The organism is Stenotrophomonas sp. STEN147 (assembly GCF_056757995.1).
In genome coordinates this window covers 558,567-578,092 of the sequence record NZ_JBRRCG010000001.1, presented here as the reverse complement: position 1 = coordinate 578,092, position 19,526 = coordinate 558,567, and the positions used below count along the sequence as shown (strand labels likewise).

At 67.3% G+C, this 19,526-nt stretch carries 17 protein-coding genes; 9 read left to right on the top strand and 8 right to left on the bottom strand.

Going from position 1 to position 19,526, the window contains the following annotated elements:
- Positions 1-24: 24 nt before the first annotated feature.
- Positions 25-591, top strand: coding sequence for an elongation factor P-like protein YeiP (yeiP, locus tag ACVOKU_RS02585; RefSeq protein WP_005409468.1), 567 nt, complete (start codon positions 25-27; stop codon positions 589-591).
- Positions 592-644: 53 nt separating this feature from the next.
- Here yeiP and ACVOKU_RS02580 read toward each other — a convergent pair whose 3' ends face one another.
- From ACVOKU_RS02580 to ACVOKU_RS02565, 4 genes are all read right to left on the bottom strand, one after another.
- The gene (locus tag ACVOKU_RS02580) at positions 645-1,343 is read right to left on the bottom strand and encodes an MliC family protein (RefSeq protein ID WP_193396335.1); all 699 of its coding nucleotides are present in this window, start codon (positions 1,341-1,343) and stop codon (positions 645-647) included.
- Positions 1,344-1,426: 83 nt separating this feature from the next.
- On the bottom strand, positions 1,427-1,819 hold the full coding sequence (locus tag ACVOKU_RS02575; RefSeq protein WP_368865665.1) for a nuclear transport factor 2 family protein: 393 nt from the start codon (positions 1,817-1,819) through the stop codon (positions 1,427-1,429).
- Positions 1,806-4,949 carry a multidrug efflux RND transporter permease subunit gene (locus tag ACVOKU_RS02570; RefSeq protein WP_481558981.1) on the bottom strand — a complete coding sequence of 1,048 codons (3,144 nt, stop codon included), beginning with the start codon at positions 4,947-4,949 and terminating at the stop codon, positions 1,806-1,808. The genes ACVOKU_RS02575 and ACVOKU_RS02570 overlap by 14 nt, the downstream gene beginning before the upstream one ends.
- 36 nt (positions 4,950-4,985) lie before the next feature.
- Positions 4,986-6,134, bottom strand: coding sequence for an efflux RND transporter periplasmic adaptor subunit (locus ACVOKU_RS02565; RefSeq protein ID WP_283219709.1), 1,149 nt, complete (start codon positions 6,132-6,134; stop codon positions 4,986-4,988).
- Between the two features lie 129 nt (positions 6,135-6,263).
- On the opposite strand from ACVOKU_RS02565, the gene ACVOKU_RS02560 reads away from it, so the two are divergent.
- A complete protein-coding gene (locus ACVOKU_RS02560) occupies positions 6,264-6,980 on the top strand; it encodes a response regulator (RefSeq protein WP_180876004.1) in 717 nt (238 codons plus the stop codon).
- Positions 6,980-8,047: an ATP-binding protein gene (locus ACVOKU_RS02555; protein WP_053519504.1), complete on the top strand. Its 1,068-nt coding sequence runs from the start codon at positions 6,980-6,982 to the stop codon at positions 8,045-8,047. The genes ACVOKU_RS02560 and ACVOKU_RS02555 overlap by 1 nt, the downstream gene beginning before the upstream one ends.
- On the opposite strand, the gene ACVOKU_RS02550 is transcribed toward ACVOKU_RS02555, so the two are convergent.
- The 3 genes from ACVOKU_RS02550 to ACVOKU_RS02540 all read right to left on the bottom strand — a co-directional run bounded on the left by ACVOKU_RS02550 (position 8,025) and on the right by ACVOKU_RS02540 (position 11,675).
- Positions 8,025-9,914, bottom strand: a complete 1,890-nt coding sequence (locus ACVOKU_RS02550) for a DUF7844 domain-containing protein (RefSeq protein ID WP_481558980.1) — start codon at positions 9,912-9,914, stop codon at positions 8,025-8,027. The genes ACVOKU_RS02555 and ACVOKU_RS02550 overlap by 23 nt on opposite strands.
- Positions 9,915-9,924: 10 nt before the next feature.
- Positions 9,925-10,224 carry a DUF2388 domain-containing protein gene (locus tag ACVOKU_RS02545; RefSeq protein WP_053519503.1) on the bottom strand — a complete coding sequence of 100 codons (300 nt, stop codon included), beginning with the start codon at positions 10,222-10,224 and terminating at the stop codon, positions 9,925-9,927.
- A gap of 62 nt (positions 10,225-10,286) precedes the next feature.
- The gene (locus ACVOKU_RS02540; protein ID WP_277381716.1) at positions 10,287-11,675 is read right to left on the bottom strand and encodes an FAD-binding oxidoreductase; all 1,389 of its coding nucleotides are present in this window, start codon (positions 11,673-11,675) and stop codon (positions 10,287-10,289) included.
- A 171-nt stretch (positions 11,676-11,846) separates the two neighbouring features.
- Between ACVOKU_RS02540 and serA the strand changes: the two genes are divergently transcribed.
- Positions 11,847-13,088 (top strand): phosphoglycerate dehydrogenase, encoded by a 1,242-nt coding sequence (serA, locus tag ACVOKU_RS02535; protein WP_481558979.1) that lies wholly within the window; start codon positions 11,847-11,849, stop codon positions 13,086-13,088.
- A gap of 133 nt (positions 13,089-13,221) precedes the next feature.
- On the opposite strand, the gene ACVOKU_RS02530 is transcribed toward serA, so the two are convergent.
- Entirely contained in the window at positions 13,222-13,836 is a 615-nt protein-coding gene (locus ACVOKU_RS02530) for an NUDIX hydrolase (protein WP_080375326.1), read from the bottom strand.
- 131 nt (positions 13,837-13,967) lie between these two features.
- On the opposite strand from ACVOKU_RS02530, the gene ACVOKU_RS02525 reads away from it, so the two are divergent.
- From ACVOKU_RS02525 to mtnC, 5 genes are all read left to right on the top strand, one after another.
- Complete coding sequence (locus ACVOKU_RS02525; RefSeq protein WP_053519499.1) at positions 13,968-15,443, top strand: amino acid permease; 1,476 nt, start codon at positions 13,968-13,970, stop codon at positions 15,441-15,443.
- Positions 15,444-15,534: 91 nt separating this feature from the next.
- A complete protein-coding gene (locus ACVOKU_RS02520) occupies positions 15,535-16,962 on the top strand; it encodes an amino acid permease (protein ID WP_481558978.1) in 1,428 nt (475 codons plus the stop codon).
- Between the two features lie 548 nt (positions 16,963-17,510).
- The gene (locus ACVOKU_RS02515) at positions 17,511-18,152 is read left to right on the top strand and encodes a methylthioribulose 1-phosphate dehydratase (protein ID WP_053516701.1); all 642 of its coding nucleotides are present in this window, start codon (positions 17,511-17,513) and stop codon (positions 18,150-18,152) included.
- Positions 18,153-18,230: 78 nt separating this feature from the next.
- Positions 18,231-18,788, top strand: a complete 558-nt coding sequence (locus ACVOKU_RS02510) for a 1,2-dihydroxy-3-keto-5-methylthiopentene dioxygenase (protein ID WP_053516703.1) — start codon at positions 18,231-18,233, stop codon at positions 18,786-18,788.
- A 3-nt stretch (positions 18,789-18,791) separates the two neighbouring features.
- Positions 18,792-19,487: an acireductone synthase gene (mtnC, locus tag ACVOKU_RS02505; protein ID WP_053516704.1), complete on the top strand. Its 696-nt coding sequence runs from the start codon at positions 18,792-18,794 to the stop codon at positions 19,485-19,487.
- Positions 19,488-19,526 lie beyond the last annotated feature (39 nt).

Sequence of the window (19,526 nt, the reverse complement as noted above, 5' to 3'; positions counted from 1 at the left end):
CCACCCCCAACGACCCAGATCACCATGAAAGCCAACGACATCAAGAAGGGCAACGTCGTCGAGTACAACAACGGCGTCTACCAGATCCGCGACATCGAGCGCAGCTCCCCGCAGGGCCGGGGTGGCAACGTCCGCTTCCGCTTCATCATGTACAGCGTGCCGGGCGGCAACAAGCTCGATGCCAGCTTCGATGCCGACGACAATCTGGTCGAGGTCGAACTGCTGCGCCGCCAGTCCACCTATTCGTACAAGGATGGCGATGCGTTCGTCTTCCTCGATGACGAGGACTACACCCCCTACACCCTGGATGCGGACGTCATCGGCGACGACGCCGGCTACATCACCGATGGCCTGACCGGCATCTACGTGCAGGTGATCGACGAGCAGCCGGTGGCCATCCAGTTGCCGGCCTCGGTGGTGCTGGAAGTGATCGAGACCCCGCCGGAACTGAAGGGCGGCACCGCCACCAAGCGTCCCAAGCCGGCCAAGCTCAATACCGGTATCGAGATCATGGTGCCGGAGTACATCGTCAATGGCGAACGCGTGCTGGTGAACACTGCCACCGGCGAGTTCGCAGGCCGCGCGGACTGAGCTGACCGCACGCGCCTGGCAGAGCCGAGCCCCGCTCGGCTCTGCCGACCAACTTACGGCTGCCTGGCGCCGAAATTGCCACACCCATGGTACTGGCGCGTGCCGACGGTCAGCATCGCCTTCGCCTCGAACGGCTCGCCGCTCATGTCGTCCGTGCACGTCGTGCGCTGGAAGGTGAGCTTGATGTCGGTACCGTCCGCAGCCTTGCCACTCCACCCGTCCGCCCCCTGGTTGGGCGCGCCCACGTCGAAGTGCCGCTGGCCATAATCGACCTGCACCTGCAGGCCCGGCGTGTCACCGTCGACCACCGCCAGCCAGCCCGGTTCGTTGCCGGTCGCCCTGAACGCGGCAGCACCGGCACGGCCGTCGCCTTCCGTGGCCTCCACCGCGCGGCACTCGCGGTCCACTTCGCCCTTCAGGCTGAGCAGCCCGTCGTCGTGGCCCTTCGTCCAGAAACTGTTGCCCTGCCCGTCGCCGTACTTCGCCCCCGAAGCAGCACGCTCGGAGGTCATGGCGAACGTGCGATCCCCGATCACCACGGTGGCTGCGTCCTCGCCGTTGAACGTCGCACGCACGGCCAGATCGCCACACTGATAGGCCGTCTGGCTGGCGGTCGAGTTCGTGGACAGCGGCTGCGGCTCCGGCGGCGCCGGGTCAGCCGTGCCACCTGCTGCGGCAGGCGGCGTCGATGGCTGGCAGGCCGCCAGCACCAGGGCCAGCGAAGCCGTCGACAGACTGGAAACTACACGCATGACTCGACTCCTTGTCGACCGTACTTAAGATAACCACCCTATCATCCGGCGATGAGCCGGCGCTGAAACCGATGTGATCGCGTTCACGCCGCGAGCACCGTCATCGACAGCAGCTGCGCGCCCTCCCCGCCGGAACTACAGGCCCAGACCCGTAACAGACGCACCCGCAATGCCTGCTCCTGCCCGTGCCGGACGACCACCATCTGCACCGGGCTGGACAGCAGCGCCAGCCGACCGCACAGCAGGGTGTCCACCGCCTGCAGATGCAGCGCCCGCACCTGCAGGTGCCCGCCCAACCAGTCATCCAGCCAGGGCAGATCAAACAGACGCCCGCCATCGCCATCCATCATGAACATCGCCGGCGACAACAGCAGCGACAGTGCCTGCCGATCACCCTCGATCAGGGCCTGGCACAGGCGCCGTTCCAGCGCCTTCAGCTGTACGTCGTGCAGCCTTTGACCGTTATCCGTTCCCATCCACAGATCCTTCCGGCAGTGGCCGGCGCCTGCGCAGGCGCCGCGCGATCCGTTGCCGCACCCCCTGCACCACCACATAGAACACCGGCACGAAGAACACCGCGAGCACGGTCGCGCTGACCATGCCACCGAACACACCGGTACCGATTGCCTGCTGTGTTTCCTTCGAGGCACCCTGCGCCACCATCAAAGGCACCACGCCGAGAGCGAACGCCAGCGACGTCATCACGATGGGCCGCAGGCGCAGGCGCGCTGCCTCCACGGCCGCTTCCACCAGCCCGCGTCCCTGCTGCTGCAGCTGTCGCGCGAACTCGACGATCAGGATCGCGTTCTTCGCCGACAGGCCGATCACCGTGATCATGCCGACCTTGAAGAACACGTCGTTGGGCATGCCCCGCAGCAGCACCGCCGCTACGGCTCCCAGCAGGCCCAGCGGCACCACCAGCATCACCGCCATTGGTATGGACCAGCTCTCGTACAGCGCCGCCAGGACCAGGAACACCACCAGCATCGACAGCAGCAGCAACCACGGGGCCTGCGCGCCGGACTCGCGCTCCTGCAGCGACTGACTGGTCCACTGCAGTGCGAAGCCCGCCGGCAGCTGCCGGGCCAGGCGCTCCATCTCGTCCATCGCCTGCCCGGTGGAAACGCCCGACGCGGGCGCGCCGGACAGATTCAATGCCGGGAAGCCGAGATAGCGCTGCAGCTGCAGGGGCGCTTCCGTCCACTGCGGATCGACCAGCTCCGACAGCGCCACCATGCCCCCTTCGCTGTTGCGGACATACAGCTTGAGCACGTCGCCCAGCTCCATCCGGTACGGCGCATCCGCCTGGACGATGACCTGCTGCAGCCGTCCCTTGTTCGGAAAGTCGTTGACGTATTGCGAGCCCATTGCCGCCGACAGCGTTCCGCTGATCTCGCTGAACGCCACGCCCATCGCCTCGGCCTTGGCGCGATCGATGTCAAGCCGGACGCTGGTACCTGCGGGCATTCCATCGGCATGCACATCGGACAGCAGTGTGCTGGCCTGGGCCAGCTGCAGCAGCTGCTGGAGGGCAGCGCGCAGCTCGGCCTGGGTCTGCCCGGTCCGCGCCTGCAGCGCCAGCGAGAAGCCTGACGAGCGGCCGAGGCTGTCGATGGCCGGCGGCATCACGCTCATGACTTCGCCCTCGACCAGCGTCGACATCGCCTTCCGTACCGCCTCCACCTCGCCGGCAGCCGTCGCACCGGCACGCTCCCCCCAATCCTTCAGCATCGTGTAGGCCAGTGCAGCACTCGGCCCCGAGCCGGAGAAGCTGTACCCGAGGATCGACTGGTTGGATGCAACGCCAGGGCGCGAGGCCACGTGATGTTCGTACGCTTCAACGACGGCAAGCGTGCGCTCGGTGGTCGCCTCGGCCGGCAGCTGGATCGAGGTCATGAAGTACCCCTGGTCCTCCTCCGGCAGGAATGCCCCGGGCAACCCGTTAAGGCCCAGCAGAAGCGCTGCCACCAGTGCGACGAACACCCCCATCACGCGCCCGCTTCGCTGCAGCACAGCGGCCACGCCACGCTGGTAGCGGCCGGTCATCCGCTCGAAGCCGCGGTTGAAGGCGCCGAACAGGCCACTGCGGCCATGATGCCCGCGTGTACTTCCGCGCAGCAGCGTGGCGCACAGTGCAGGCGTGAGGCTGAGCGCCAGCAGTGCGGAGAACAGGATCGATACCGACATCGCGACGGTGAACTGACGGTAGATCGCGCCTACCGAACCACTGGCGAACGCCATCGGAATGAACACCGCGGTCAGTACCAGGGTGATGCCGATTACCGCGCCGGTCAGTTCGCGCATTGCCTTGATCGTCGCCTCGCGGGGTGGCAACCCCTCCTCGGCCATGATCCGTTCCACGCCTTCGACCACCACGATCGCATCATCGACGATGATGCCGATCGCCAGCACCATGCCGAACATGGTGAGGACGTTGATCGAGAACCCCAGCGCCAGCATCGCCGCGAACGTACCCAGCAGCGCGATCGGCGCGACCACGGCAGGTATCAGCGTATAGCGCCAGTTCTGCAGGAACAGGTACATCACCGCGAACACCAGCAGCATGGCCTCCAGCAGTGTCTGCACTACTTTGCGGATCGAGATGCTGACGAAGGGTGCGGTATCGAACGGAATGCTCGCCTCGACACCACGCGGCAGCAGCGGCGCCAGCTCGGCCATCCTTTCGCGCACCGCTGCCGCAGTGCGTACGGCGTTCGCTCCGGGCCGCAGCTGGACGCCCGCCGCCGTCGCAGGCTGACCATCCTCTCGGGTACCCCAGGCGTAGCTCTGCGCCCCCAGTTCGACCCGGGCGACGTCACCCAGCAGTACCCGCGCGCCATCCGCCCGCGCACGCAGCACGATCGAAGCGAACTGCGCGGGCGTGGACAGCTGGCCATCGGCGGTCAGCGGCACGGTCAGGCGCTGGCCGGGCAGACCGGGGGAGTCGCCGATGCGACCCGGTGCGATCTCCAGGTTCTGCTGCTCGATGGCGCTGGCCACGTCACCGATGGTCAGACCGTACCCGGTCAGCCGCGTGGGATCGAGCCAGACGCGCATCGCCTGCTCCGCGCCGAACAGCTGCACGCGCCCGACACCGTCGATGCGGCGCAGTTCCTCGATGATGTTGCGCGCCATGAAGTCACCCAGCGCGGCCTCGCTGACGCTGGCATCCGGCGAACGCAGGCCGACCAGCATCAGGAAACCGGAATCGGCCGCCTCCACGTACAGCCCGTTCTGGCGCACGCTGCGCGGCAGCCGCGGCTCGATCGCCTTGATCCGGTTCTGCACATCGACCTGGGCCAGTTCGGGGTTGGTTCCCGGCTGGAAGGTCGCCGTGATCGACGCCTCCCCGGAGGTATCCACCGACGATTCGAAGTACAGCAGGTGCTTGACGCTGGACAGCTCGCGCTCGATCAGCGCGACCACCGCATCGTTCAATGTCTGCGGGCTTGCGCCTGGATAGCTCGCATAGATGCTGACACTGGGCGGAGCGACTGCCGGGTAGCGCTCCACGGCCAGCCGCGGAATCGCCAGGACACCGGCAAGGATGATGAAGATCGCCAGCACCCAGGCGAACACCGGGCGATCGATGAAGAAACGTGCCATGTTGGATTTTCCTGGATCGGCCGGCTCCTGGCGGACTCAGCCCTGACGACCGGACGGTGCGGCCCCGGCAGTGGCGACGGGCCGTGACCAGTCGTGCATCTGGACCACCACGCCTTCCTGCAGGCGCTCCTGGCCTTCGACGACCACCTTCTCGCCCGCCTTCAGGCCGTGCCGGACCAGCCACTGCCGATCCACGCTGCCATCGATCTCCAGCGTGCGGATCACCGCCTTGCCGTCACTGCCGACCACCCAGGCGTAGGCCTGGCCACCGGCACTGCGGAGTACGGCCTGCTGCGGCAGCACCAGCGCACTGGACGGGGCACCGCGCGGCACTCTCGCCCGCACGTACATTCCGGGCAGCAGCTGGCGCTGCGGGTTGTTCACCAGGATGCGCAGCATCACATCGCCCGTACGCGCATCGACGCTGATGCCGGAGAACAGCAGCTCGCCACGTTCCGACAACGGCCGGCCCGCCGGGCCGATGATCGCCACCGACGACTGTCCACCGCTCGCGGCGCTGCGCTGCAGCGACTCCAGCTGGGACGCAGGCTGGCGAACATCCACGTAGACCTGGTCGATCTGCTGCACCACCGCCATCGGCTCGGCATCGGCCACGCCGACCAGCGCTCCCTCGGTCACCCATGCCTGATCGATGCGTCCGCTGATCGGCGCGCTGACCGTCGCATAGCGCAGGTCCAGCTGGCGGCGGGCAAGAATCGCCCGGGCTTCATTCACCGCGGCGCGCGCCTGCTCGTACTCGGCGCTGGCGTCGTCGCGATGCTGCTGGCTGACGGCCTGCGCCGCTGCCAGGGCATGCAGCCGCTGCGACTGCACACGGCTGCGGGCAAGCGCCGCCTCGCTGCGCTGCAGGGCCGCCAGCGCCGAATCGACGTCCGCACGGAAGGCTGCCGGATCGATCTGGAACAACGCCTGCCCGGCGGTGACTTCGGCCCCCTGCTCGAACAGGCGACGCTGCACGATGCCGCCGACCTGCGCACGGATCTGTGCGGTACGCACGGCCGTCACGCGGCCCGGCAGCTCATCGTCGCGCTGCACGACCTGTGGGCCGACGGTGACCACACTCACGCGCGGTGCGGGTTCGGGGCTGGCTTCGGGCGAGGAACAGGCCGTCATGGCCAAGGCGAGGACCGCGATCAACGCGGCCGGGGTCCTGAAGGTTCTCATTGCTGTGCACAATGCCGCAGGCGCGGCGGATAGGTCATGAAGCGCGCAGTCTGCGCGGCGATGATGGGGTTTCGATGGAGGAAGTGTGGAGATACGATGGAGGCAAGCACCTTATGGCCTGATCCACGCATGCACGCCTCCACTGCCCTCGCCGCCCTGGTCCTGATCGTGGAGGACGAGGCCGAGATCGCCGACATCCTCACTGCCTATCTTGAACGTGAGGGCCTGCGCACCCTGCGCGCCGGCGACGGCCACAGTGCACTGGACCTGCACCGCAACATGCGTCCGGACCTGGTCCTGCTGGATGTACAACTGCCGCGGCTGGACGGATGGAGCGTGCTGAGCCAGCTGCGCCAGCGCGGGGAAACGCCGGTGATCATGCTGACCGCGCTCGACCAGGACCTGGACAAGCTGACCGCGCTGCGCATGGGTGCCGACGACTACGTGGTCAAGCCGTTCAACCCGGCCGAGGTGGCTGCGCGCGTGCGCGCGGTGCTGCGGCGGACGCTCAGATCCTCACGCGTGGATGCACCGGCGGCACTGCGCATCGGGCAGCTGCTGATCGATCCGGCAACCCATGCCGTGCATGTGGAGGGCGATGGCTACAGCCATGAAGTCCTGCTGACGCTGACCGAGTTCAAGCTGCTGCACTGCATGGCCCTGGCACCGACCCGCATCTTCAGCCGCAGCGAACTGATGCATGAATGCCTGCCTGAGAGTGAAGCGCTGGAGCGCACGGTCGACAGCCATGTCAGCAAGCTGCGCCGCAAGCTGGACGACGTGGGCATGGTCAACATCCCGGCCAGCGTGCGCGGCGTCGGTTACCGCCTGATGGCCGACCGCTGATGCGCCGGTCCGGGCTCAGCCGGCACATCGTCGTCTCGATGTCGCTGATGGTGATCGGCGTCATCGTGATGATGATCCTCTCGTCCTGGCTGCTGTATGCGGTGCTGGTCGAGTTTTCGCCGGCCAGTACGGTCGAGCCGGAAAGCTGGCTGCCCACCGGACCCGAACTGGCCTGGATGGTCGGTGTCATCCTGACCGGGCTGGCCCTTGCGATCGCCGCATCGTTCCGCCTCGCCCACCGTATCCTGTCCCCGTTGAATTCGCTGGTCGACAGCGTGCGCGCGCTGGCCAGCGGCGACCTGGGCGCACGCGCCAGCGCCGACGGCAACTCTCCCGGCGAGGTCGCCGCGCTGGTCGACGACTTCAACGCGATGGCGCGCCGCCTGCAGCACATGGAAAGCGAACGGATGATGTGGCACGCCGCCATCGCCCACGAACTGCGCACGCCGGTCACCATCCTGCGCGGTCGCCTGCAGGGCCTGGCCGAAGGCGTGTTCCACCCCGACGAATCGCAGTTCCGCAGCCTGCTGGCGCAGGTGGAAGGGCTGTCGCGGCTGATCGAGGATCTGCGCGTGCTGAGCCTGGCGGACAACGCCCGGCTGGACGTGCGCCGCGCCCGTACCGATGTGGTGGCCGAAGTGCACTCGGTGATGACCCTGGTCGATCCCCAGTTCCGCGCGGCCGGCTTCGTGCTGGAACTGGAGACCAGCCGCGAGGAGCACAACGCCCACTGCGATCCGACCCGCCTGCGGCAGGCGCTTCTTGCGCTGCTGGAGAACGCACGGCGCTACGCCAGCCCGGGCCGGGTGCGGATCGCCGTGCATGACACCCCGGGGCACGTGCAGGTTGCCATCGAGGATGAGGGCCCCGGCATCGATCCGGCACTGCACGCGGACATCTTCAGCCCCTTCATGCGTGCCGACGGTTCACGTTCGCGCCAGGGCGGTGGCAGCGGCCTGGGCCTGGCCGTGGTCAAGGCCATCGCCGATGCACATGGCGGAAAGGTCTACTGCGCGCCCGGTGGCAGCGGCGGCAGCCGCTTCGTCATCGAACTGCCGCGTCAGTAGGCGTCGCCTGCCGTCGCAGACGCTCACCCAGCGCCGCCAGGTTCGCGTCGATGTCATCGAGTTCCCCCCGCTGCGACGCCGGCAGCTGCTGCCGCAGCTGCATGCGCAGGGTCCGCCATGCCGGCACCGCCTGGGCGCTGGCCAGCGCAACGCGGTCGGCCAGCAGTACCTGTTCCTCAGGCAGCGGCAAGCCGTAGCCGCCGTCCGGCAGCAGCTCCCCGGGACGCAGCCACTGCCCGCTCAGGTCCAGCAGTTCACGCAGGCTCTGTGCCTCAGCGCTCTCCGGCGCCGCCAGCAGACGACGCTTCAGCACGTCACGCGCGCGCAGCTCCGCGCGTCGCTGCGCGGCCTGTTCCAGCAGCAGCAGGCCGGCACTTGCGCGCAGATCACCCTGCAGCAGCCAGGGGCCGCGCTCGCGCGCGGGCAGATCCAGCCATGCGCGCACGTCGCGCGCCGGCAAGGCGAGCTGGGTGGCAGCCACGGAAAAAAGCTGCTGGTAATGATCACGCGCGGAGGCGAAGTAATACCCCTGAGCCTGCGCACCCGCCCGATCCGCCAGTACCTGGTCGTCCAGAACATGCAGCCGTGCCAGCCGACGCCGCAGTCCCCGCGGGGTGAGCTGGGCGAGCCCGGCCTGGCCGAGCCGGGGCACGCCGGCCTGCAGCAGTTTCGCAGTCTCCACCGCGCAGTTGTTGCTGACGAAGTAGTAGCGTCCGTCATAGGTCCAATGCACCTGCGCGGTGCGTTCCAGCAGGCTGGCGATTTCTTCGCGCTGCAGGCGCAGGGGCAGCGACTGCAGGCCACGCAGCTCGACCTTGGTGTATTCATCCACCACCTGCTGCAGCGGCAGCACGAACAAGCGCGACGGATAGTCGCCGGTCAGGCCACGCCAGTTGGAAATCTGCACATCACCCACGAACGCGCGGAAGGACAGTACGCGGTGATGTTCGAGATCCAGTCGGCACGCCGGTCCCGGCGTCCGGCCCGGCCGGCAGATGACCAGCCGCAGCATGCTGTGGCCCCAGCGGCTCATCGGCTGCCGGCTGCCTTCAGCGAACAGGTAGTCCACCGCATAGACGCGCGCGGGATCCAGCTGCAGCAACGAGGCTGCCCCCTCCTCCGCTTCGGCCTGCAGCAGTGGGAGGGTTGCGTCACAGTGCGGGCGTGGCAGCGATGGCGGCGTGCCGAAATGCGCCCGGTACCACTGCGCCAGGGCGGGACGGCGGCAGGCGAACGCACCATCGAGCAGGAAATGCTCGGCATTCACTGCCAGGTACTCGGCCGCATCCGTCAGCTCGTAGGGATCCGGGCTGCGGTCACGGAAATCATTGTCACCGCGGCCCAGATGCCACGGCCTGCGCTGCCAGCCGGACAGATCGCGCCAGCGCGCGCTGCGCGACCAGCCTGCACCGTTGCGGTCGGCAACGTGGGCCAGTTCGTGCACCAGCGCGCTGCGTCGCGCGCGGCGGGCGCCGGGTACCTCCTCATCCAGCAGGTCGCGACGCAGCGACACGCGCCCGCCAAAGGCCCGACCGTGCACATCGGCCGGCAGGGCCTCACTCCAGCGCACCTGCACCTGGGGCGGCAACGCGCGCAGCAGCCCCTCGGGCAGCAGCGACTGCACGTCGGCCAGGGTCTGCCAGGCCAGCCGTTGTTGTGTTGGGTCCAGGCCTGCAGGGTCCAACTGCAGGCGGTCGGTCGCATGCGCCACCGGTATCGCCAGCCACGCCAATGCGATACCCCATCCTGCATGCAGGGCACGCTTGTACAGCGCCGGATCGCGCCCGGCACCCGCTGCGGCCCGCGTACGCAAGAGGTTCAGCCGTGCATCGGCCGGCGCCACGGCAAGCGAAACCGCGGGCGGCATGCGGCCCGGATCAACGCGCCAGCAGGGCGCGCGCCAGTTCCAGATCGCTCTGCTGCTGCGCGGCAGCGTCCTGCTCGCGCAGATGGACCAGCGCGGCCTGCAGGCGCGCGCCACGGATCTGGCCGTCGCTGGCGACAAAGGCCGCGGCATCATCGCGCGCAGCGCGCACGACCTTGTCGTCACCCGAGCTGCTGCCCGACGAGCCGGACGATGCACCCGTTGCCGAACCGGCCGAGGTGCCGGCGAAGCTGGAAGCGAAGCCGGCCAGCGGCAGGGACAGCAGGGCAATCAGCAGGAACGGTCGGATCATCGGTCGAAGGCCGGTTGAAGGAATGGGAGGAGCGTAACGGGTGCGTGAAGAGTTTGCCCAGATCAGGCGTCGAACAGCTTGCCCGGGTTCAGCCGCCCTTCGGGATCGAACGCGCGCTTGACCGCCTTCATCAACGCGATTTCCGCCGGCCCGCGCGTGCTGTCCAGGTAACCCTTCTTGACCAGGCCGATCCCGTGTTCGGCCGAAATGCTGCCATCGAAACGCGCCAGCACCTGCGCCAGCAGCTTGGTCACCTGCTCGCACTGGGCAAGGAACTCGGCGTCGCTGGTGTCGTCCGGCTTCAGCACGTTGATGTGCAGGTTGCCGTCGCCGATATGGCCGAACCAGACCACATCGAAGTGTGGATAGGCCTGGCCGATCAGCGCCTGGGTCTCGGCCAGGAACGCCGGCATCGCCGAGATACGCACCGAGACGTCATTCTTGTAGGGCTTGTAGCGCGCCAGTGATTCGGTGATGCCCTCCCGCAGGCGCCACAGCTGGGCCGCCTGGGCGTCGCTGGCGCTGATCACGCCGTCGCTGACCCAGCCGTTGCCCATGCAGTCCTCGAAGGCCGCCATGGCCGCGGCTTCCTGTGCCTCGTCATTGGCAGCGAACTCGGTCACGACATAGTACGGATGCACTTCGTCGAACGGCGCCTGCGCACCCTGTGCCAGCACGTGTTCCAGCGCCCGGTCGGTGAAGAACTCGAACGCCTGCAGCTGCAGGCGCGCGCGGAAGGCGGCGAATACCTGCATCAGCACCTCGAAGCTGGGCAACGCCAGCAGCATCACATTGCTGGCTGGCGGGGGATCGGTCAGCTTCACCGTTGCCTCGACGATGACGCCCAGCGTGCCTTCCGAACCGATCAGCAGCTGGCGGAAGTCGTAGCCGCTGGAGTTCTTGATCAGGCCCTTGTTCAATTCCAGCAGTTCGCCGCTGGCAGTGACCACCTTCAACCCGGCGATCCATTCACGGGTGTTGCCGTACCGGATCACGCGGATGCCGCCGGCATTGGTGGCGATGTTGCCGCCGATCGAACACGACCCGCGCGCGGCGAAGTCGACCGGGTAGATCAATCCATGCTCCAGCGCGGCGTTGTGCAGCGCTTCGAGCGGCATGCCGGCCTGTACCACCAGGGTCCGGTCGACCGCGTCGTAGGCCAGGGCCTTGTTCATCCGTTCCAGGCTCAGCACCAGTTCGCCGTGGGCGGCCACCGCGCCGCCGGACAGGCCGGTACGGCCGCCGGAGGGCACGACCGCAACCGCTTCGGCCGCGCTCCAGCGCATCACCGCCTGCACCTCCTCGACCGTGGCCGGCAGCGCGATCGCCAGCGGCGCCGGCGTCCAGCGCCGGGTCCAGTCGCGACCGTAATGCTCCAGGTCGGATGGGTCGGTCTTCAGCTTCAGGCCGGGACAGGCCTGCAGCAGCGAGGCAATGCGGGAATCGGTCATGACGGTCCAGCGCGGTGCGTGACGAACGGGCAAGCGTGCCAGTGGCACGCGCCAGCGTCCAGCCCCGCAGTGCCGCACAGATAGCTACGGATGCAACCAATTGCGCACTGCACCATGGGCGGTCCGATCTGGCATAGTGGTCAGCCCCTGTCCCACTGGCCGTGTTGCCCCATGTCGCCGAAGAAGACCTCGTTCCCGAAGCAGGATATCCGCGTGCTGTTGCTGGAGGGGGTCAGCCAGACAGCCGTGGAGGTATTCAGCGCCGCCGGCTACAGCCAGATCGAGGCGCACACCAAGGCGCTGCCCGAGGACGAACTGAAGGCGCGCATCGCCGAAGCGCATATCGTCGGCATCCGTTCGCGCACCCAGCTCAGCGCCGAGGTGCTGGCCGAGGCCAAGCGCCTGATCGCGGTGGGCTGCTTCTGCATCGGCACCAACCAGGTCGACCTGGACGCGGCCGAGCTGGCCGGCATCCCGGTGTTCAACGCACCCTATTCCAACACCCGCAGCGTGGCCGAACTGGTGATCGCCGAGGCGATCATGCTGACCCGCGGCATCCCGCAGAAGAACGCTGAATGCCACCGCGGCGGCTGGTCGAAGTCCGCCAGCGGCAGCCATGAGGTACGGGGCAAGACGCTGGGCATCATCGGCTACGGCCACATCGGCACCCAGGTCGGCGTGCTGGCCGAATCGCTGGGCATGCAGGTGATCTTCCACGATGTGGAAACCAAGCTGGCGCTGGGCAATGCCCGTGCCGCGGCCAGCCTGGACGACCTGCTGGCACGTGCCGACATCGTTACCCTGCACGTGCCGGAGACCCCGGCCACGCAGTGGATGATCGGCAGCACCGAGCTGGCGAAGATGCGCAAGGGCGCGCACCTGATCAATGCGGCGCGCGGCACGGTGGTCGACATCGATGCGCTGGACGCAGCGCTGGCCAGCGGCCAAGTCGGCGGGGCTGCACTGGATGTGTTCCCGGTGGAGCCGAAGGGCAACGGCGACATCTTCGAATCACCACTGACCCGCCACGACAACGTGATCCTGACCCCGCATGTCGGCGGCAGCACGCTGGAAGCGCAGGACAACATCGGCGTGGAAGTCGCCGCCAAGCTGGTGCGCTACAGCGACAACGGCAGCACCCTGTCGGCGGTCAACTTCCCGGAAGTGACCCTGCCCGAACACGAAGACAGCCTGCGCCTGCTGCACATCCACCAGAACGTGCCGGGCGTACTGTCCAAGGTCAACGAGATCTTCTCGCGCCACAACGTCAACATCGACGGCCAGTTCCTGCGCACCGACCCGAAGGTTGGTTACGTGGTGATCGACATCACCGCCAGCGAGGAGCAGGCCGGCGCGGTACGCGAAGAACTGGCGGCCATTCCGGGCACGTTGCGCACCCGCATCCTGTATTGATTGAAGGTTCGCCGGGCACGGCCCGGCGCTACCCACGCGATCACGGTTCGCCGGGCACGGCCCGGCGCCACCCACGCCATCACGGTAGCGCCGGGCCATGCCCGGCGGCCCGCGCATGAGGTGGACGTCCCCGTCAGCGCGCCAACCACCGGCGCGCCATGCGCTGCATCGATTCGTCCGATTCCGGGTCGGCCGCGACTTCGGTCACCGGCCGCCACGCCAGGTCCAGCGATTCCTCGCTGAGCACGAAGTCCTCGCCACCCAGCGCCCGGATCACGAAGCGCACGTCGTAGTGCCAATGCCCCGGCACCTCCCCGCGTTCGGGGATCCAGTGCTTGTCCAGGTCGAAGATCGCCGGATCGTCCAGCACCAGCCCGGACAGCCCCGACTCCTCTTCTGCCTCCTTCAGCGCCACCCGGGCCAGGTCGCGGTCGCCGTCGGCGTGGCCGCCCAGCTGCAGCCAGCGCTGCAGCTTGCGGTGGTGGGTCAGCAGCAGGCGCTGGCCATCGGCGCTGACCAGCCAGCAGCTGGCGGTGAAGTGGCCGGCCAACCGCTCGCGCCGGAACGGATCTTCCGGATCGTCCAGCAATGTGCCGAATTCGGCAGCCAGGGCGTCGTGGGCGGGCTCGAGGCGCGCATGGTCCCGCAGCAGACTGCGCAGGCGATCATCAAGCGCGGCAAGGGTTTCGGCGGTGTGGCTCATGAATGGGGGTGGTTCGGAAAAATACTGTTCATTATCGCCGCTCATTGTTGCGATTGCGCTTGTGCGTTGGCTTCAGCTTTGGCTAAGGTACAGCGGGCCGTTCGCGCGGCCTTCACCATTCAGGGCTGCCGGCAACGTATCGACGGCCCCCAAACCGATCATTAGGGAAGTACTGCATGCTGAAAGCTCTGTTGAGGGTCAAGCCGGTGCAACCGGCCGGGCACGTCGATGCCGGCGAACCCATCGAAGGCAGCCTGGACGGCGAAGCCACGCTGAAACGGACCCTCACGGCGAAACACCTGATCCTGCTTGGCGTAGGTGCGGTGATCGGTGCAGGCATCTTTGTACTGACCGGGCAGGCCGCCGCCAACCACGCCGGCCCGGCAGTGATGCTCTCGTTCGTCTTCGCCGGCATCGCCTGCGCACTCGCCGGCCTGTGCTACGCCGAGTTCGCCGCGATGATGCCGGTATCGGGCAGCGCCTACTCCTACTCCTACGCCACGCTCGGCGAGGGCATGGCCTGGTTCATCGGCTGGTGTCTGGTACTGGAGTACCTGTTCGCCTCGGCCTCGGTCGCGGTGGGCTGGTCGGCCTACCTGATCAGTTTCATCACCACCACGCTGCACATGCCGTTCCCTGACGCACTCAGTGCGGCACCGATCGCATGGACCGGCAGCGAGTTCATCTCTTCCGGCAAGCTGTTCAACCTGCCGGCGGTCCTGATCGTCGCTGCGGTCTCGGGCCTGCTGTATGTCGGCGTGACCCAGTCGGCCTTCGTCAACGCCATCATCGTGGCCATCAAGGTCACCGTGATCTGCCTGTTCATCGGCTTCGGCGCCGCCCACATCGATCCGGCCAACTGGCAGCCCTTCATTCCGGAAAACACCGGCGTATCCGGCGAGTTCGGCTGGAGCGGCGTGTTCCGTGCCGCCACCATCGTGTTCTTCGCCTATATCGGCTTCGACGCGGTTTCCACCGCAGCCGGCGAAACCAAGGACCCGCAGCGCAACATGCCGATCGGCCTGCTCGGGTCGCTGGCCGTGTGCACCCTCGTCTACATCATCGTCTGCGCCGTGCTGACCGGCATGATGCCGTATCACCTGCTGGGCACCGACAAGCCCGTGGCCACCGCGCTGGAGCCCTATGCCAGCCTGTCCTGGCTGAAGACCGCAGTCGAGATCGGCGCCATCGCCGGCCTGTCCTCGGTGGTGCTGGTGATGATGATGGGCCAGACCCGCATCGCCTACACGATCTCCCGCGACGGCCTGCTGCCCAAGTTCTTCGGCAAGGTCCATGCCCGCTTCCGCACCCCGTACTGGGCCACGATCGTGGTCGGTGTGATCGCTGCGGCACTGGCCGGCCTGATGCCGCTGAACGTGCTGGGCGAACTGGTCTCGATGGGTACCCTGCTGGCGTTCGCAACCGTATGCATCGGCGTGCTGGTTCTGCGCTACACCCGTCCGGAGCTGCATCGTCCGTTCCGCGTACCGGTGGTATGGATCATCTGCCCGCTGGGCGCGGCGGCCTGCCTGTTCCTGTTCTGGCAGGCCTTCGTGGTGCACTGGCATCTGTTCGTCGGCTGGACCGTGCTGGGCCTGCTGATCTACTTCGGCTACGGCATGCGCAACAGCAAGCTGGCCAAGTCCGCCTGAACCTGCGGGCCGGCCCTGCGCCGGCCCGTCTGCTCCTGCCAGTGTTTCCGCCCGCGCGCCCACCCGGCGCGCATCGACAAGATCCCCACACATGTTCAAGCAACTCTGGGCCACCAAGCACCCGCATGCCGCCCATGAAGACGCCAATGGCCTGAGCCTGCGCCGCCACCTCGGACCCTGGGGGTTGACCGCCCTGGGCATCGGCGCAGTGATCGGCGGCGGCATCTTCGTCATCACCGGGCAGGCCGCAGCCAACCATGCCGGCCCGGCCATCATGCTGTCCTTCGTGCTGGCCGCCATCTGCTGCGCGTTCTGCGCCATGGCCTACGCCGAGTTCGCTTCGATGGTGCCGGTCTCGGGCAGCGCCTATACCTACACCTATGCGACCTTCGGCGAGCTCTCGGCCTGGTTCATCGGCTGGATGCTGGTGCTGGAGTACGGCGTGTCCGCCTCGGCAGTGGCGGTCAGCTGGACCGGCTACTTCCTGAGCCTGCTCAGTCACTTCGACATCCACCTGCCGGCCGCACTGGTGAGCGCACCGCTGGACGGGCAGCTGCGCCCGACCGGCGCGATCGCCAACCTGCCGGCGGCCATCCTGGTGCTGCTGCTGACCTGGCTGTGCTACGTGGGCATCAGCAAGTCCTCGGCCATGAACATGGCCATGGTGGTGCTCAAGACCGGCCTGATCGTGCTGGTGATCGTGGTTGGCTGGAAGTACGTCGATCCTGCCAACTGGACCCCGTTCATTCCGGAGAACCAGGGGCCCGGCAAGTACGGCATGGAGGGCGTGCTGCGTGGCGCTGCCATGGTGTTCTTCGCCTATATCGGTTTCGAGGCGGTCTCGGTGGCGGCCCAGGAGTCACACCGTCCGCAGCGCGACATGCCGATCGGCATGATGCTCTCGCTGGTGGTCTGCACGGTGCTGTACATCGCCATGGCGGCCGTCATGACCGGCCTGGTGCCGTACACCCTGCTCGGCACCGATGAGCCGGTGGTCACCGCCGTCGCGGCGCATCCCCAGCTGGGCTGGCTGCGGGTGGTGGTGGAAGTCGGGGCACTGGTCGGCCTTTCTTCGGTCGTACTGGTGATGGTGATCGCGCAGCCGCGCATCTTCATGATCATGGGTCGCGATGGCCTGCTGCCGCCCGTGTTCACCCGGATCCATCCGAAGTACCGCACTCCGCATATCAATACGGTCATCACCGGAATCGGCATCGCCCTGCTGGCTGCGCTGTTCCCGCTGGACGTGCTCGGCGAACTGACCTCGATGGGCACGCTGATCGCCTTCGCGGCGGTGTGTGCGGGCGTGCTGATCCTGCGCCGCACCCAACCGGACCTGCCGCGCCCGTTCCGCATGCCGATGGCGTGGCTGATCTGCAGCCTGGGCGTGCTGAGCTGCCTGGCGCTGCTGTCGGCGATGACGATGCACAACTGGATGCTGATGGGCGTGTGGACGTTCTTCGGGTTCGTGATCTATTTCTGCTACGGCTTCCGGCACAGCCGCCTGCGGGGTAAGTAAGAGGATTGCAGGGCCTGCGGCCCTGCACCCGCCGTTGAAGCCGGAGCAACGGCAAGAGCGGGTGTGTTGGTTTGGCGGGGAGGCATGGGTACGCGGGGGACGCCGCAAGTACGTCCATGTAGGCTTGGCAGCCGCATCCCTGCGGCTGACACCCCCGCGCACCCATGCCTCCCCACCCCTGGCAGTCTCCCGGCGCGTCTGGTTGGTCCACGTCATGCGTGGATGAATTCGTCCAGGGAATGAATTTTCGTAGGTCGATGAATCCTCTGTAGAGCGGAGCCATGCTCCGCTCCGAGCAAGCGCAGCGAAGCGACCCGCTTTTCGCTTTTCCTTCTTCACTCCGTGGCTGACGTGCACGGAACCTGTCCGTGGCCGGGCGGGTGGGATGTGCAGGGGTGTCCGCGGCAGGGATGCCGCGGCCAAGCCCCCAAGGATGGGTTTACGGCGTCCCCTGCACAGCCCACCCGCCCGGCCAAAGCAAGAAATCCCGCCCGGCGAGACAGCCACGAGGGGCTCAGCCGTTGGCCGAATCCAGTAAAATCGCCCGCATGAACGCCGCCCCCCTCCCCTACGACACCGCGCGCCTGAGCGAGCTCGCCCAGCTGCTGATCGACAACGTCCGCGAACTGGCCCAGGCCGGCTGGACCCCGGCCACCAGCAGCAACTTCTCCCATCGCCTCGACGACCGCCATGCGGCAATCACCGTCTCCGGCAAGGACAAGGGGCGGCTGATCGAGGACGACATCATGGTCGTCGACTTCGATGGCCAGGCCGTCGGCCGTCCCCTGCGCCCGTCCGCCGAGACGCTGCTGCACACGCAGCTGTACCGGCGTTTCCCGGAAGTCGGCTGCGTCCTGCACACGCATTCGCCGGTGCAGACCGTCGCCTCGCGCCTGTATGCACCGCAGGGGCACATCCGCCTGGAAGGCTATGAGCTGCTGAAAGCCTTTGCCGGCAACAGCACGCACGAGATGGCCATCGACGTGCCGGTGTTCGCCAACACCCAGGACATGAACGTGCTGTCGGCCCAGGTCGAGGATCTGCTGGACCGCCAGACGCTGTGGGGCTACCTGATCGATGGCCACGGCCTGTACGCCTGGGGCCGCGACATGGCCGAAGCGCGCCGCCACCTTGAGGCATTCGAGTTCCTGCTGCACTGCGAACTGGAACTGCGCAGGCTGCGTGGCTGAGCAGATTCCAAACCGCAATCTGCACCCGCGCGCCACCCTGTTACCCTGTCCTCCCCCCGAGACGTTCAAGCTGCCGCCATGAGCCGACTGCGCATCTACGACGACACCCGCCCCGAGTCCCCGCTGCTGGACAGCCAGGACGGCGCCATCATCGCTGCCGAGCTGCAGAAGATCGGCGTGACCTTCGAGCGCTGGCAGGCCACCGCACCGGTCGCGCCGGGCGCCAGCCAGGACGAGGTGTTCGCCGCTTACCGCGCCGACATCGATCGCCTGGTCGCCGAACGCGGCTTCAAGAGCGTGGATGTGGCGTCGATCGCGCCGGACAATCCCAACCGCGCCGAGCTGCGCAGGAAGTTCCTCGACGAACACTTCCACAAGGAAGACGAAGTGCGCTTCTTCGTTGCCGGCTCGGGGCTGTTCACCCTGCACGTGGGTGACAAGGTCTACGAGATCGAATGCGTGAAGGACGACCTGATCGCCGTGCCCGATGGCACCACGCACTGGTTCGACATGGGTGAGGAGCCGAGTTTCGTGGCCATCCGCTTCTTCACCGAGCCGGATGGCTGGGTCGGCCACTTCACCGGCACCGACATCGCGCAGAAATTCCCCCGTTACGTTCCGACCCAGGCATCCTGATCCATGCAGCCCCGCGTCATCCTGACCGACATCGAAGGCACCACCAGCAGCATCTCGTTCGTCAAGAACGTGCTGTTCCCCTATGCGCGCCAGGCGCTGCCCGGCTTCGTGGCCGAGCATGGCCAGCGACCGGACGTGCGCCGCTGGCTGGACACGGTGGCCAGCGAAATCGGCGGCGCCTGCCAGGACAGCGTGGTCGCCGAGACCCTGCAGGGCTGGATCGACCAGGACCGCAAGCACACGGCGCTGAAGGCGCTGCAGGGCCTGATCTGGGACGCCGGCTATCGCCGTGGCGACTACACCGCGCACTTCTATCCGGAAGTGGCGCCGGTGCTGAAGGGATGGCATGCCTCGGGCCTGCCGCTGTACGTGTACTCCTCCGGTTCGGTGCCGGCGCAGAAGCTGTTCTTCGGTTTCAGCGACGCGGGCGATCTCAGCCCGCTGGTGTCCGGCTGGTTCGACACCGAGATCGGCGGCAAGCGTGAGGCCGACAGTTACCGCCGCATCGTCCAGTCCATCGGCGTGCCGGCAGGCGAGATCCTGTTCCTGTCCGACGTGGTGGAAGAGCTTGATGCCGCGCGCGAGGCGGGCCTGCAGACCCGCCTGCTGGACCGTCTGGACGACTACCCGATGCCGCGCGTCGGCGACGCCGCTCACGGTCACGAGCGGGTCGAGAACTTCCAGCAGATCCAGCTGTAACACGATCCCTTTCTGGTCGCAGCCAACCCGGGTTGGCTG